Raw genomic sequence first — 16536 nt, 5'->3', positions numbered from 1 at the left:
GAATATATATATGGATTTTATACAAATAGTAAAAGATGTTTTATTAACAGAGGCAAATGAGCTTGAAAAAGCTGCTCAAAGAGTCTCTTTTGATATTGAAAAAGCTATTGATTTAATCATGAATTCAAAAGGTAAACTCATTATTACTGGTGTTGGAAAATCAGGACTTGTTGGAACAAAAATAGCGGCAACGCTTGCTAGTACAGGAACAAGTTCTTTTTTTCTTCATCCAACTGAAGCCATGCATGGTGATTTAGGAATGGTTGGTAAGGAAGATATTGTTTTAGGAATATCATATAGTGGAGAAAGTGATGAATTGGTTCAAATTCTTCCTCACCTAAAAAGATTAAATATCCCTTTAATTGCAATGGCTAGAAATCCAGAATCAACACTTGCAAAATATGCGGATATTTTTATAAATATCAATGTTGAAAAAGAAGGCTGTCCACTTGATGCTGCACCAATGTCTTCTACCACTTTAACTATGGCAATGGGTGATGCTTTAGCAGTTTGTTTAATGAAAAAAAGAGATTTTAAAAAAGAAGATTTTGCATCTTTTCATCCAGGTGGAAGTTTAGGTAAGAAACTTTTTGTAAAAGTTGATGATTTATTGAGAAAAGAGAATCTTCCTGTAGTTTCACGTGAAACTAAACTAAAAGATGCAATTCTTATAATGAGTGAAGGAAGACTTGGAAGTGTAATTATTGAAGATGCAAATAAAAAAGTAATTGCACTATTAAGTGATGGAGATTTAAGACGAGCTTTAATGAATGGTAATTTTTCAATGGATTGTAAAGTAGAAGATATTGCTACAAAAAATCCAAAAATATTAAAAAATAAAGAGCTTTTAGCAAGTGATGCACTGCAAATAATAGAAGGTTATAAAATACAGCTATTAATTGTAACTGATGAGAATGATAAATTAGTTGGTGTATTACATATTCATGATTTAATTGAAGCTGGTATAAAATGAAAAAGAAAATAGAAGAAACTCAAGAGGAATTAGTTAGATTAAATAAATTTTTATCTCACAATAGTAACTATTCAAGAAGAGAAGCTGATAAGCTAATAGAAGAGGGTAAAGTAAAAGTTAATGGTAAAGTTGTTGTAAATCTTGCTACTAAAGTTTCAAATAGTGATGAAGTTGAAATTGGTAGAAAAAAAATACGAGAAGATAAGAATAAAATATCTACTGTTATTGTATATAACAAACCAAAAGGTGAAATTGTTTCTAAAAAAGATCCTCAAGGAAGAAAAACTATCTATGATTCACTTGATCATAAATATAAACACTTTTTAAGTGTTGGGCGACTTGACTATGCTAGTGAAGGTTTATTACTTTTATCTGATAGCGTAGAAATTGTTGATGCATTAATGCACTCTGATTTAGAAAGAGTTTATAAAATCAAAGTAAATGGCTTAATTACAAAACCTGTTGAGCAAGCAATGCAAAATGGTTTAGAAATAGAAGATGCAACATCTGGTGCATTTAAAACAAGTAAAATCAAGTCTATGACTTTTGCTCCATTTTTAGCTTATGATATTTTAACTAATGCAGAAAAATTCTCTAAAATTAAAGTAGTTATTTCTGAAGGTAAAAATAGAGAGTTAAGAAGATTTTTTGCTCACTTTGGACTTGATGTACTTGATTTAAAAAGATTAGAGTATGGTGGAATTTCTTTAAATAATCTACCAACTGGAAAAACTAGATTTTTAACAAAAGAAGAATATAAAAATCTAAGAATCTTTATGAACGAAGATGATAGATCTCTCTAATAAACTAAGACCAACAAATTTAGATAATTTTGTTGGTCAATCCCACATTATCTCAAAAGATAAAGCACTTTACAAACTAATCAAACAAAAAGACATTCCTCATCTATTTTTTTATGGAAAACCGGGGACTGGAAAAACTACACTAGCAAAAATAATTGCACGTGAAATCAACACAGATTACTTTTACTTTAATGCTACAAGTATAAAAGTTGAAGATTTAAGAAAAGTATTTGATAAATATAAGGGAAGTTTGATTAAGCCTTTAATTTTTATAGATGAAGTGCATAGACTTTCTAAAAACCAGCAAGAAGTTCTTCTTCCCATTATGGAAAATTATGATGCAATTATTATTGGTGCTAGTACAGAAAATCCATTTTTTACTTTAACTTCTGCAATTCGCTCAAGATCATTTTTATATGAATTTAAAGCATTTACAAAAGATGAAATGAATAAAATTCTTCATATTGCTTTAAAAGATATAGAAATAAATATTGAACCTCTTGCTTTAGAATACTTGATTACATCAAGTTCAGGTGATGCAAGAGCAATGCTTACACTTCTAAATTTTGCATATAAAGTATCAAAAGATATTGATGTTAGTTTATTAAGAGAATTAAGAGAAAATGTAATAGGGGATGGAGTTTCATCATCAGATACTCACTATGATTTAGCAAGTGCTATGATAAAATCTTTAAGAGGTTCAAATATTGATGCAGCATTATATTATATGAGTAGATTAATTAATGGTGGAGAGAGTGTTGATTTTATTTCAAGAAGGTTAGTAATTTTTGCAAGTGAAGATATTGGAAATGCAAATCCAAATGCACTAAATCTTGCTGTTAATACTATGATGGCTTGTAATAAAATTGGATATCCAGAATCTAGAATTATACTTTCTCAATGTGCAATTTACTTAGCCTCAAGTCCAAAATCTAACAGTGCATATAAAGGTGTAAATAAAGCTCTACAAGAGATAAAAGCTGGAAAACTACTTGATATACCAAAACACTTAGATTCGCAACATATAGGCTATTTATACCCCCATGATTTTGGTGGATATGTTGAGCAAGAATATTTAAAAGAAGATTTAAGTCTTTATGAAAATTCAAATATTGGATTTGAAAAAACTTTAAATGAGTGGTTAAACAAAATTAAGAATAAAAAAGAGGATTAAAATGGAATATTACACTTGGGTTTTAACTTTTCATATTGTAGCGTTTATGTCATGGATGGCAATGCTATTTTATCTACCTAGACTTTTTGTTTATCATGTAGAAAATATTGAAAAAAATGAGTACGTTGAAATTGTAAAAATTCAAGAGTACAAAATCTATAAATATATTGGAATGCCTGCAATGTGGGCAACTATATTAAGTGGTATAACTATGCTTACATTAAATCCTTATTTACTTGATTTTAATACTTCGCCATGGATGTATGCAAAGCTTACAGCACTGTTCTTTTTAATTATTTACTCTTTTTCACTTGAAAAATATAGAAAAAAATTAGAAAATAATTCTTGTAAAAAAAGTGGTAAATTTTTTAGAATGTATAATGAACTTCCAACAATGCTATCAATATTAATCGTAGGATATGTTATTACTAAAACATTTTCTTTACTATTTACTTTAATAATTGTGCTACTATTTGCATATATATCTTATGTGATAATGAAACCAAAAAGAGAGACTAAATAATGAATTTTGAGAAATACTATATATTAGATACAAATATTTTACTTGAAGATGCTTCAAACATATATAAACTTTCTCAAGATGGAAAAAATCTAATAATTTTAACTGAAACAGTTCTTGATGAGATTGATACAAAAAAGAGTGGATTTGATGAAATAAATTTTCAAGCAAGAGAATTTGCAAGAATCCTTGAAAATGCAATTATCGTTGAATCAATCAAAAAAGATTTATATAAAATTATTCGATTAAAAATCAGTGAAAAAAATACCTTTATTGATATAATTTCAAAAGAAGAGTATCAAGTAAATATAAAAAATGTTTCTCCAAATATAATCAATGATAGAAAAATACTTGAAATTGCAACTTTTACTAACAGTTACTACAAAAAACAAGTAGAGTTTTTATCTTTAGATATTATGGCAAGAACAAGAGCTATATCACTTGATATAAAAACAGATGCCTTAGTTGGAAAAGATAAAGATGCTTTTGACTTTGAATTTAGCAAAGAAATTACTATTAATTTTGAAGACTTAGAATTTATTGATAATCAATTAATTGAAAACTTTGATAAAGAATATAAGCCTTACAATTTTTCTTATTGCTTTAAAGTTAAATCATCAGATCAAGTAATATTAGCAAATATTCAAAATAAAAGAATAAAACTCTTAGATGAAAATGAAATAAGAGATCAAGTAATAACTCCACTAAATAAAGAACAACTTTTCTTCAGTGATGCAATTTTAAGCCACCTATACAACGTTTTAATTGTAGAAGCTAAGGCTGGTTCAGGAAAAACACTTTTAGCCCTTAGTGGTGCTTTAAAACTAGTTAGACAAAAGTTCTTTCAAAAGATTATATACATAAGAAATTCAATTGAATCACTTGATAAAGGTGAGGATGTTGGTTATCTTCCAGGACTTGAAGAAAAATTCAAAATATATAATCATCCTTTGATGGATAGTTTAGATTATATTATTAGAACTGAACATAAAAGAAAAAGAAATAAAAAAAATCCAGACCTTGTAGTATCAGAACTTGATGACAGTGAAGTAACAGCTAGAATTGAGCAGATGATAAGTAATTATGGAATTGAAACAATGTGGGTAGGGGAAATGAGAGGAAGAACTTTATCAAATGCTTTTATTATAATTGATGAAGCACAAAATATGTCTAACAAAACTATGCAAATGGTATTATCAAGAATTGACAGTAGCTGTAAAGTTGTAGTTCTTGGATCAAATAAACAAATAGATAACTTCTATGTAAATAAATATACTAATGCTCTAACTACACTTTTAAAATCTACAAAGAATGAAAATACTCTTGTAAACACATATGCAATCAAATTACAAAAAGTTTTAAGAGGTCCAATAACCGAGTGGGCAGAAGAAATATTCTCAAAATAATATCCATAAATAAATTTTATGGATATAAAATAAATCTATTATAAATCTATTATAACTCTTTTTTTAAATCATAATATAAATCATTTTCACTTATATAAAATTTTATTATATATAATTTACTCTAGTTTAAATCTTACATATCATATTTAAATTAAAAATGTATTTTTATGTAATAAAACTCAAATTAGAAGCCTAAAATATGTATTGGATTAGAAATATACTCTAGAAAAAATTTATGCTAATAAAAACATTCAATAATTCTATTATGTGTTATAATACATATTATAATACATAAAAGGAATATATATGGGATTGTTACAATATACTTCAAATGAAATGTTTTCTTCAACAGAACTTGTAAGAAAAAGCAAAAATATTTTTGATAAATTGAATAAAGAAGAAATTGAAAAAGCAATAATTTTAAGGGATGGTAAACCTGGAATTATACTTCTTGATTTCAATTATTATGAAAAAATAATGACAGAATATCTAACTTTAAAACAACAAACAAATAAAGCAAATGGCTTTATAAAAGCAGCAACTCTAAAACAAAAAGCTGAAATTAATAAGGAAATAGACTTAGATAATAATTCAATTATCATAAAAGAAAATGAAATAGATAATCTTGAATTTTCATTTAATTCAGATTTAACAAAAGATAAAGACGAACCACTAAAAGAATTTTGGGATTAACTATGATTGATGTACTTATAATTGGTTCAGGTATAGCTGGATTAACAGCAGCAATAAATGCATCTCAAAATAACTCAAAAGTTTTAGTATTATCTAAAACTTTTCCTACTCATTCACAAAGTGTACAAGCACAAGGTGGAATAAATGCTGTTATATACGAAGAAAATGACAATATTAATAATCATATAGAAGATACATACAAAGCATCTTGTAATCTAGCTAATAAAAAAAATATTAAACGTATGTGTGAAAATGCTAAAGATGCAATTTTGTGGCTTGATAAAATTGGAGTACCATTTAATAGAACTAATGATAATAAAATAGCACAAAGAAAATTTGGTGGAACATCAAAAATTAGAACATGTTATTCAAGTGATTATACTGGTTTAAAAGTCTTACATACTCTTTATGATAAAGCAATAGATTTAAATATTAAAATTGAAAGTGAACATTTACTGTTAAATCTAATCATAAAAGAGCAACTATGTATTGGAGTAACAGCACTTGACATAAATACTGGAATTGTAAAAGAATATTATTCTAAAACAGTATTATTAGCAACAGGTGGATATGCAGGCATTTATTCAAAACATACTACAAATTCATATTCAAATACAGGAGATGGTATAGTTGTTGCATTTAATGCAGGAGTTGAATTATCAAATATGGAATTTATTCAATTTCATCCAACAACTTTAGAAAACTCAAATATTCTAATAAGCGAAAGCGCTAGAGGTGAGGGTGGACTTTTATTAGATAAAGATGAAAATAGATTTATTGATGAACTAAAACCAAGAGATGAAGTTGCTCGTGCAATCTATGAACGAATTTTGAATAATGAAAAAGTATATTTAGATTTAAGACATTTTGGCCTTAATAAGATAAAAGAGTTAATCCCTCAAGAAAGAAAATTAGCTTTACAGTATTCAAATATTAAAGTAGAGAATGAATTATTACCAATCACACCTGCCGCTCACTATAGCATGGGTGGAATAAAAACAGATATTGATGGAAAGACTAATATAAAGAATCTTTATGCTTGTGGTGAATGTGCGCAATCATTTATTCATGGTGCAAATAGATTAGGTGGAAATTCATTACTAGAAATTGTAACATTTGGTAAAATAGTTGGATTAATTGCATCTAATAATTCAAAAGAAATCACAACTATTGAATATATATCAAATCAATTATCTTTAGATAAAGAGTTTGTAAGTAATCTTTATAAAAACCAAAATGAAATGAATTTTTACTCTAAAAAAGAAGAGATAAGTGCTTTACTTTTTGAAAAATTAGGTTTATTTAGAAATGAATCTGATATGTCAATTTTATTAGAAGAATTAAAAGAAATTGAATCAAATATTCCAAATATGGGAATAGGGGATAAATCAAAAATCTATAATAAAAACTTAGTTGAATTTATTGAATTTATTAATATTGTAAAAGTTTCAATACTTACAGCATTATGTGCAAAAGAAAGATTAGAAAGTAGAGGGAGTCATTATAGATTGGATTATCCAATAAAAAATGATTCATATGAAAAAACATCTTTGATTAGAAAAGTAGGGGATAAAATCGAAATTGAGTTTGAGGAAATAATATGAAAATTTCTATTAAAAGATTTAACAGTGAAATTTCTGAGCCAAATTATATATCTGAATATGAAGTTAATAACAGTAATTTACTCCAAGCGCTAATAGAGATTAAAACAAAAGAAGATAATAGTTTAACATTTAGATGTGGTTGTAAAAGTGGTGTGTGTGGTTCTTGTGCAATTAGAGTAAACGGAATTGAGAAACTTGCATGTAAGACATTTATAAAAGAAAATGATTTTATTGAGCCAATTAAAAATTTAAATATAATAAAGGATTTGATAGTAAATGTTTCACATGAAACAATTTTGATAAAGAAAACAAAAATTTCACTAGATGAGAATGAAAATTTAAGTGAAATATCTCAAGAAGATATAAAGAAAATTGATTCACAAAGTAATTGTATTCTTTGTAATTCATGTTATAGCTCTTGCCCTGTTTACGATGCAAATAAAGAGTTTCTAGGCCCTTTTGCACTAACAAGAGCATTGAGATACCTAAATGATAAAAAACTCTTAAATAAAGCAACTATACTTGATTCAATTCAATCAAGTGGAATATGGGATTGTACCTTATGTAGTGCTTGCACATTAGTTTGTCCTCAAAGTATTGATCCAAAAGCAGATATTATGCAATTACAAAATATTTCAGTTCAAAATGGATATACAAATCCATATGAGCAAAGTTTTGATTTTAATGAAAGTTTTGAGGATGATTTTGGTGGGTTTAATCCAAATGGATTTTAAATAGAGAGAAGATTCTCTCTATTTAATAAATTATAAGTTATCTTTTAAATATAAATAATCAGACATTTTTGTCCACTCTCTAACTTTTTTCATATAAGCATCTTGTGAATCTAAAATCTCTTTTAATAAAGGGTTTTCTGCTGACATTTCAGTTCTTAACTCTTGATTAGCTTTTTTCATAGCATCCATAATATCTTTCGCAAAAGTTTTCACTTGAATATTAGGATACTCAGATTTCATCTCTTGCCAAGCATTTGCATTCATATCATAATTGTGAATATACATATCATATGCACTTACTCTCATAGCAACAACTAATATTTGTTGTAAATCAGCTGGTAATTTTTCAAATTTTTTAGTATTAATTATATACTGCATTTCAGAAGCTGGTTCATGCCAACCAGTGTAATAGTATGGTGCAATTTTATGAAATCCCATTGAAATATCCATAGAAGGGCCAACCCATTCTAAAGCATCAAGATTATTTGTTTCTAATGAAGTAAATAATTCACCTGCTGGTACATTTGTAACTTGAACACCAAGTTTTGCCATAATTTCTCCAGCAAATCCAGGTATTCTCATTTTTAGGCCTTTTAAATCATCAAGAGTTTTAATCTCTTTTTTAAACCATCCACCCATTTGAACACCAGTACTTCCACCAGGAAATGATAGAACACCATGTTTATCATAAACTTTTTTCATGAGTTCCATTCCTCCACCATAGTAAAACCATGCGTATTGTTCAGGTGAAGTTAAACCAAAAGGCATAGAAGTAAAAGGTAAAGTATTTATATCTTTACCTTTCCAATAATATGATGCAGTATGCGCAATATCATATTGTCCACCTTTAACCATATCAAAAACACCTAAAGGTGCTTTATGTTTATTAGCAGAATCAACTCTAATGATTAATCTACCATCAGACATTTCTTCTGCAAGTTTAGCCATACTTTTTGCAGTATCAATTAAAGGAGATGCAGTTTCTCCCCAAGTTGTAGCCATTGACAATTTATATACTTTTTCATTTGCACTTAAAACTGAAGATGCAGTAAATAAAGTTAATAAAATACAAAGTTTTTTGATTGTTTTTTTCATAATTTCTCCTAGAAGTTGAAGAATTATATATTTAAGAAAATATTAAAAGGCTTAAGTAAAAAGGCAATCTTTTAATTTCTTTTTATTATTCCATTTAAGTTTTTTAAGTTCTGGCTCATCATAAAATTCTTTTGTATAACCAAAACACAAATAAGCAATAAACTTGTATTCATTTTTATCTATATCAAATATTTTATTTATTTTTTTAGGTTTTAGAATTGAAACCCAACCCATACCAATATTTAAAGCTCGTGCAGTAAGCCACATATTTAAAATGGCACATACAACAGAATATTCACCTGTTCTTTTCATATATGTTTGACCAAGTACATTATCTTTATTTTTTTTGTAATAAACTGCAATATTAATATCAGATTCTTTTATACCCTCAAGTTTTAAATTATTATATAAAGGTTTATCAATAAAATTCTTTTTACTTTTTTCAAATGATTTAGAAAAATGATTATAAACAAGCTCTTGTTCCTCTTTATTTACAATAAGAAATTTCCATGGTTGAGAGTATCCTACAGATGGTGCATTTAAAGCAGATTGCAAAATAATATCGAGCTTTTTACTTGATATCTTTTTATTTATAAAGTTATTACCTCTTACATCTCTTCTTGAAGTGATAATTTTTGTAAGAGTATTTAAATCTTTTTTATTAAATTTCATTAAATAGAAAAATCATGTAGATCTTTAAATAAGAAAGCTTCAACAATTTCATCAATACTTTTTTGACTAGGAGCAATTAAAGCGATTATTCCCTCATCCATAAAAGGCCAAACGTATTCTAATTCATTTATTACAACAACAGCATCAATCCAAACTGAAATATCTTCTCGTCTATCAAAAAACTCAATATTAGTGATTTTTCCTTCATCTAAAGTTACAAACGCCCACGCTTTATTTTCTTCAATAGATGAAATTACACATTCATGTCTATTTTTAGAATCTACAGGTATTAAAATTGTCATATTAATCTCTTTTCAAATATTTATTATTTAGTATGTATTATGATTTTACTATCTTTTATCTTAAGATAAAAATTCTTTTTTAAACCACAATGAAAATACAAAAAGCGAATATAAATGTTGTTTAAATTTATTGGATTTACTAAGCTCGTAAATATGTAAAATATACTCATGATTAAATAAATTTGTCTCATTATTTACTTCAACTATAACATCAAGTATTTTATCTTTATATTCTTTATTTAACCACTCATTGAAAGGTGAATTAAATCCTTTTTTTGTTCTATTGATTATAGTTTCAGGAATATATTTAGAAGCTATTTTTTTTAATAAATATTTATTTGTATCTCCAACTTTAATATTTGAGTCAACACGAAACATATAATTCACTAAATTAAAGTCTAAAAACGGTGTTCTAACCTCTAAAGAGTTTCCCATTGATATTCTATCAACTTTTGATAATAAAGCTTCTCCTAGCCAAATTTTTAAGTCAATATAACTCATCCAATCAACTGGATCTTGTTTTGCTGTTTCACTTTTAAAAGTTGGTACTTTTTTAAACAATCTTTTTCTTTGAATATCTGTGTAAATTTCCCCAAAAGAGTTATAAAGATTTTGTTTTTTTACAATTCTTCTTAAATATTCACTCTCTTTAGTATTATTTTGTAAAGCTCCAATTATGTCATTTAAAAAAACATTTTGTTCATTTGATAAACTTTTTTCAAACTCATAATATTTTAAAAACTTTGCATAGTTATCATAACCTAAAAATATCTCATCACTTCCTTCACCTGAAAGTACAGTTTTTATTCCAGATTTATGTATCTGTTTTGTTAAAATATTTAAAGGAATTGCTGCACTATCTCCATGGGGTTCTTCAAGCATATCAAGTGTTTGTTCAAAATGCTTTATATACTCATTTTGATTTATAATCACTGGATTATGATTTGAATCAATATGATTAGCTGTTATCTGTGCATAATCCAACTCACAATAGTTTTTGTATTCATTATATCCAACACTAAAAGTATTTATCTTTTTACCTGAGATTTTTGTATAAAGAGCAGAGATTAATGAACTATCAATTCCACCACTCAAAAGTGATGCAACTTCAACATCACTTTTGAGTCTATATTCAATACTTTTGAATAAAAGTTCTTCAATATCATTTAAAGCCTGTTTTTCGTCTTTTATTGCTTTATAGGTATTTATCTTGTAATATTTCTTCTTTTGAAGCTCAGGGCTCTTATTTGGCTCGTAAATCATATATGTAGATGCTTCGAGTTTAAAAATCTCTTGATAAAAAGTGTCTTCACCAAAAGAGACAAAATACTGCATATATTTTGAAAGTGCTACTTTATTTAGATTTGGTTTATAATCAAGTAGATTTAATATTGATTTTATTGATGATGAAAAGATAAATTGATTATCTTTAAAATAGTAAAAAAATGGTTTTTTACCATATCTATCCCTAGCACAAAAATATAACTCTTTTTTCATATCATAAATACAAAAAGAAAACATTCCATTTAATTTATTTAAAAAGTCAAATCCATACTTTTGATAGAGTCTAATTAAGACTTCACTATCACTTGATGTTTTACATTCTAAATGTTCCACGTGAATCAATTCTTTGTAATTATAAATTTCTCCATTAAATACAAGCAAGATATCATCAAATATCATTGGTTGATTTGCTTCTTCATCTAAATCAATAATTGCAAGTCTTGTATGTCCAAACTGTTTATTATCAATTTTTATTGATTTTTGAAAATCAGGACCTCTATGATTCAAAAGTTCTAAAGATTTATCAAACTTATTTGACAAAAAATTTGTACATATTATCCCACACATAAAAAACTACTTAACAAAATATTCAATAATTTGAATATAAAAATATAATAGAGAAACAAAAACAACACTAGAAATAAGAATAGATGCTGCAACATCATAAGGTTTACAATGATATAAAGCAGCAAGATTTACATTATTAACTGCAAGTGGAACCATTAATTCCATAATTAAAATAGAAGCAACATAAGAATTTAAATTCGTAAAATTAACAATTATAAGAATACCAATAGCAGGTAATAAGATATGTTTTACAAAACTAATATGTAAAGAGGAATACCAAGGTAAAATTTTTACTTTAACACTTGATAAATACATACCAAAAATAATAAGTTGAATTACCATAGAAGTATAAGCACCCATTTCAAGTGCAGAATAAACATGTTTATTGATTCCAACACCCTGTGAGTTTATTAATAAAGCTAATATTGCGAACCAAATACCAGGTATTTTCATTATAGAAATTATTGCTTCTTTTAAAGAAAAGTTATCTCTTGCAAAAAAATAAACAGCAAAAATATAGATAAAAAAAGTATTTGCAATATTAATTATACTTGTGTAAGGAACTGAATCCATACCAAAAAGAGCAATCCCAAGAGGAATTCCTAAGTTTCCAGTATTTCCAACTAATGCTGTTGCTAAATAAATTGATTGGTCTTGTCTTTGAGAAAATATTTTTTTATTAATTAATATTAAAACACCTAAAGATACAAGCATAATAAGAAAATATAAAATAGGAGATACAATAAATTCATAATCAATTGGTCTTTTTGTTAAACCCCAAAAAATAAGAACTGGTTGAAAAAAATAAAGTGAAAGTAAAACTAATGTTCTCTCATCAAGTTGATTAGTAAAAACTTTTTTTGCTATAAAGCCTAATAAGATAAAGAAATAAACAGGTAAAACTGAGAATATAGCTTCGATAATAAATCCCTAATAAAAATTTTAGAGATTTTATCATTAATGAGATAAATATTTAGAAAAAATGCATAAGTAAAATTTACTTATGCAATCATAACACCTTTAATCATAAAAAATATCGCAGCAGCTAAAATAGCAGCAGCAGGAACAGTAATAATCCAAGCTGCAATAATTTTTTTAACAGCATCCCTTTTTACATACTTTGTGCTTTTCGCATCTTTAACATCTCTTCTATCTTGTTTAACTAACTCTTCTCTGTCATCAATTTTTTTGTAAAGTTCAACAATTCTCATGTAATTTGCTTTTGATTTATCTTTAATAATCTCTAATTTTTCTAATTCTTCATGCATTGAGTCAAGTTCTTTTTTATGCTTTTTAAATTTTTTTCTTGTTTCTTGTAAAAATCTTTGTTCATTCGCATCAAGGTACTCTCTTAAAAATCCAACACCAAAAACTCCACCAATTGCTATATGTGTAGAAGAAACGGGAAGACCTAATTGACTTGCAATAATAACTGTAAGTGCAGCAGACATAGCAACTGAATAAGCTCGCATTTGGTCAAGTTCAGTTATTTCAGACCCAACCGTTTTAATTAATTTAGGTCCATATAATACAAGTCCAACAACAATACCAAATGCACCAACAGCCATAACCCATATAGGAATAGAAACTTTCGATGAAATATCAGAATTCATAATAGCATCATTAATTGCTGCAAGTGGTCCTATTGCATTAGCAACATCATTTGCACCATGAGCGAATGATAATAAAGCAGCTGCAAAAATAAGTGGCAAATTGAATAATGTATTTATAGATGCTCTATTATTTTGTAATTTAGCTGATACTTTTGCAACCAATGGTTTAACAACAAAATAAATTCCAATTGCAATAGCAAAACCAATTAATGTAGCAACTAAAAAGTTAACATCAATAATTGCTTTGAGACCTTTTAATATTAGATATGTACTAAATGACCAAGCCATAAAAGCAATTAATAAAGGAACAAATTTATTTGAAGCTGCTAATACATCTTCTTTGTAAATAATCTGTTTCTTGATAAAAAACAAAAATCCTGCTGCAACAATCCCACCCAATAAAGGTGAAATAATCCAAGAAGCAACAATCTTACCTACTGTGTCCCAAGCAACAATTGAAAAACCAGCAGCTGCAATTCCAGCACCCATAACACCACCAACAATTGAATGAGTTGTTGAAACAGGAGCACCAATTGACGTAGCAAAATTTAACCATAAAGCACCAGATAAAAGTGCTGCTGTCATAGCCCAAATAAATATTTCTGGATTAGATATTAAAGCTGGATTAATTATCCCATCTTTAATTGTTTTTACAACATCACCACCTGCAATAAAAGCACCTAAACTTTCAAAAATTGCTGCAATAAATATTGCACCTGTAAGAGTTAATGCTTTAGAACCAACAGCTGGGCCAACATTATTTGCAACATCGTTTGCACCTATATTCATAGCCATATATGCACCAAATATTGCACCAATTATTAGAAATGTGTTATTAGGAACATTACCATTAGAAGTATATGACCATAAAAAAACTACTACTATAAAAAGTAATGCCAGTGAAAGTTTTGCAAAGCCAGGAAGAGTCTTATCTCTAGCTTTCTCAAATTTGTTAATTGTTTTAATATCCAAAGTGAACCTTTTGTAACTATCTTGTAACCTAAGTAAGGCAGTATTATAGTGGCATTTCGCTTATCATAGCTTTAAGAAAGCTTAAATTTATTATAGACTTACTCATTAAATTATAACTAATCACAATATATTATTACTAAAAAGAAGGGGATTTATTAAGAAGGAAAATGTATTTATAAGATTTGAAAAAGAGAATTAATCTCTTTTTCTACTTCTGTCGCCAGATGGTCTATCACCTGATGGTCTTGGTGCTCTATCGCCACTTGGTTTTCTATCACCTGATGGTCTAGGTGATCTATCTCCTGATGGTCTATCACCTCTTGGAGCTCTATCACCACTTGGTTTTCTATCTCCAGCTGGTCTGTCACCTGATGGTCTTGGAGCTCTATCGCCTGATGGTCTATCACCTCTTGGGGCTCTATCTCTATCTCCACCTCTTGAGTTTCTATCCCCAGTTCTAGGACCTCTATCTCCACCTCTTGAATCTCCACCTCGAGAACCACCAAATCTTCCACCTCTTCCACCTCTTGAATTTCTTCCAGAAGATGAACCATCATTATCATATCTACTTGAATTTTCAATAAGTCTTTTAATATCAGATTCTGATTTTCCAATATTATTATTACCTTGAACTAATGTAGATGCTGAAATCATTGATGCTAATTTAAATGCAATTGTAGAAATATCAAACTCTTCTTTTAAATCTTCTACAAGTGCTAATGCATAATCACTAATTTCTTGTTCACTAATTTGATTTTTTAATTCAACAATTTTTTTCTCTTTTACTGAATCAATATTAGGAATAGCTTTTCCTTCTAATTTAGTACCTATGTTTTTTTCAATTTTTTGTAACATTCTAAACTCATGTGGAGTTACAATAGAAATAGCAACACCTTCTTTTCCTGCACGTCCAGTTCTTCCAATTCTATGTACATACGACTCAGAATCGAATGGTAAATGATAATTAAATACGTGAGAAACATCATTAACATCAAGTCCACGTGCAGCAACATCTGTTGCGATTAAAATTTCTAATTTAGAAGTTTTAAACGCTCTAATTGCTTCTTCTCTTTGTCTTTGTTCCATATCACCATGAAGACCTTTTGCCATGAATCCTTGAGAAACCATAAAAGTTGATAATCTATCAACTTCTTTTTTAGTGCGACAGAATATAATTGACTTAGTTGGATTTTTATAATCATATAATCTAATTAAAGCATCATCTCTTTCTCTTTCATCAACAACATAAAAAGTTTGAGTAATTTTTGCATTAGTTACATCACTTTTAGTTAATGTAATAAATTCTGGCTCGTTTAAAATAGTTTTTGCTAAATTTTTAATAGCAGTTGGCATAGTTGCAGAGAATAATAAAGTTTGTCTTTCTTTTGGTAAGAAAGTAAAAATCTCTTTAATATCATCTAAGAATCCCATATCAAGCATTTCATCTGCTTCATCAAGAATAACATATTCTGGTTTAATATCGATTTTTTGTCCTCTTAGTAAATCTAAAAATCTACCTGGAGTTGCAACAATAATACTTGCAGTTTCTATAAGTTTGATTTGTCTAGCATACGCTTGACCACCGTATACAGTTGCAGTATTTAATCCTAAGAATTTACCAAATCTGTATAATTCATCTGAAACTTGCATTGCAAGTTCTCTTGTTGGCACAATTACAACTGCTTCAACACCTGATTTCCCTTTTAGTTTATTTAAAATTGGAAGTCCGAATGCTGCTGTTTTACCAGTTCCTGTATGTGCTTGCCCAACCATATCTTTTCCAGATGTAATAACTGGAATTGCTTGTTCTTGTATTGGACTTGGTTCTTTAAAACCTGCTTCTTCAATTGCTTTTTGCAATTGTTCTTTGAAGTTAAATTCGTTAAAAGTCATTTTTTACCTTAGTATATATTTATAAAAAAATACACACGGTTATATAAGTTAGATTTAATCTCCCCATAAATGTACAATTAAAACGCAATTCGAGTCTTGCAAGTAAGTCAGTTTAATGAAAATGAATCTTTGATTAATATATCAAAGTAAAATGGGTATATAAATGTGTATAAATTTCTGGGATTGTATCTAATTTTAGATAAATTTAAGCTTTAAGAAAAAGAGGGAACC

General features: G+C 27.6%; 15 protein-coding genes. 8 read left to right on the top strand and 7 right to left on the bottom strand.

From position 1 onward, the window contains the following. The first annotated feature begins 10 nt into the window (after positions 1–10). From AVENP_RS00610 to AVENP_RS00575, 8 genes are all read left to right on the top strand, one after another. Complete coding sequence (locus AVENP_RS00610) at positions 11–973, top strand: KpsF/GutQ family sugar-phosphate isomerase (RefSeq protein WP_128358280.1); 963 nt, start codon at positions 11–13, stop codon at positions 971–973. After that, positions 970–1776: a pseudouridine synthase gene (locus AVENP_RS00605; protein ID WP_128358279.1), complete on the top strand. Its 807-nt coding sequence runs from the start codon at positions 970–972 to the stop codon at positions 1774–1776. The genes AVENP_RS00610 and AVENP_RS00605 overlap by 4 nt, the downstream gene beginning before the upstream one ends. Beyond that, the gene (locus tag AVENP_RS00600) at positions 1760–2950 is read left to right on the top strand and encodes a replication-associated recombination protein A (protein ID WP_128358278.1); all 1191 of its coding nucleotides are present in this window, start codon (positions 1760–1762) and stop codon (positions 2948–2950) included. The genes AVENP_RS00605 and AVENP_RS00600 overlap by 17 nt, the downstream gene beginning before the upstream one ends. A 1-nt stretch (position 2951) precedes the next feature. After that, positions 2952–3473: a CopD family protein gene (locus AVENP_RS00595; RefSeq protein ID WP_128358277.1), complete on the top strand. Its 522-nt coding sequence runs from the start codon at positions 2952–2954 to the stop codon at positions 3471–3473. Further along, positions 3473–4876, top strand: a complete 1404-nt coding sequence (locus AVENP_RS00590; protein ID WP_128358276.1) for a PhoH family protein — start codon at positions 3473–3475, stop codon at positions 4874–4876. The genes AVENP_RS00595 and AVENP_RS00590 overlap by 1 nt, the downstream gene beginning before the upstream one ends. A gap of 306 nt (positions 4877–5182) precedes the next feature. Next, positions 5183–5569 carry a hypothetical protein gene (locus tag AVENP_RS00585; RefSeq protein WP_128358275.1) on the top strand — a complete coding sequence of 129 codons (387 nt, stop codon included), beginning with the start codon at positions 5183–5185 and terminating at the stop codon, positions 5567–5569. Positions 5570–5571: 2 nt separating this feature from the next. Continuing rightward, entirely contained in the window at positions 5572–7173 is a 1602-nt protein-coding gene (locus AVENP_RS00580) for an FAD-dependent oxidoreductase (RefSeq protein ID WP_128358274.1), read from the top strand. After that, the gene (locus AVENP_RS00575) at positions 7170–7907 is read left to right on the top strand and encodes a succinate dehydrogenase/fumarate reductase iron-sulfur subunit (protein ID WP_128358273.1); all 738 of its coding nucleotides are present in this window, start codon (positions 7170–7172) and stop codon (positions 7905–7907) included. The genes AVENP_RS00580 and AVENP_RS00575 overlap by 4 nt, the downstream gene beginning before the upstream one ends. Positions 7908–7937: 30 nt before the next feature. Here AVENP_RS00575 and AVENP_RS00570 read toward each other — a convergent pair whose 3' ends face one another. The 7 genes from AVENP_RS00570 to AVENP_RS00540 form a co-directional block, all read right to left on the bottom strand. Then, positions 7938–9002, bottom strand: coding sequence for a TRAP transporter substrate-binding protein (locus AVENP_RS00570; protein WP_128358272.1), 1065 nt, complete (start codon positions 9000–9002; stop codon positions 7938–7940). Positions 9003–9053: 51 nt separating this feature from the next. Further along, the gene (gene bluB / locus AVENP_RS00565) at positions 9054–9674 is read right to left on the bottom strand and encodes a 5,6-dimethylbenzimidazole synthase (protein WP_128358271.1); all 621 of its coding nucleotides are present in this window, start codon (positions 9672–9674) and stop codon (positions 9054–9056) included. Beyond that, entirely contained in the window at positions 9674–9976 is a 303-nt protein-coding gene (locus tag AVENP_RS00560) for a hypothetical protein (protein WP_128358270.1), read from the bottom strand. Before AVENP_RS00560 ends, bluB begins: the two co-directional genes overlap by 1 nt. 60 nt (positions 9977–10036) lie before the next feature. Then, positions 10037–11827, bottom strand: coding sequence for an asparagine synthase (glutamine-hydrolyzing) (gene asnB, locus AVENP_RS00555; RefSeq protein ID WP_128358269.1), 1791 nt, complete (start codon positions 11825–11827; stop codon positions 10037–10039). Between the two features lie 6 nt (positions 11828–11833). After that, positions 11834–12739 carry an AEC family transporter gene (locus AVENP_RS00550; RefSeq protein WP_228201854.1) on the bottom strand — a complete coding sequence of 302 codons (906 nt, stop codon included), beginning with the start codon at positions 12737–12739 and terminating at the stop codon, positions 11834–11836. A gap of 89 nt (positions 12740–12828) precedes the next feature. Beyond that, complete coding sequence (locus AVENP_RS00545; RefSeq protein WP_128358267.1) at positions 12829–14412, bottom strand: inorganic phosphate transporter; 1584 nt, start codon at positions 14410–14412, stop codon at positions 12829–12831. A gap of 195 nt (positions 14413–14607) precedes the next feature. Beyond that, the gene (locus tag AVENP_RS00540; RefSeq protein WP_128358266.1) at positions 14608–16305 is read right to left on the bottom strand and encodes a DEAD/DEAH box helicase; all 1698 of its coding nucleotides are present in this window, start codon (positions 16303–16305) and stop codon (positions 14608–14610) included. Positions 16306–16536 lie beyond the last annotated feature (231 nt).

This window comes from Arcobacter venerupis (genome assembly GCF_013201665.1).
Taxonomy (GTDB): domain Bacteria; phylum Campylobacterota; class Campylobacteria; order Campylobacterales; family Arcobacteraceae; genus Aliarcobacter; species Aliarcobacter venerupis.
Note: the sequence above shows the minus strand (reverse complement) of the source record. Positions and strands in the feature narration are given on the sequence as shown.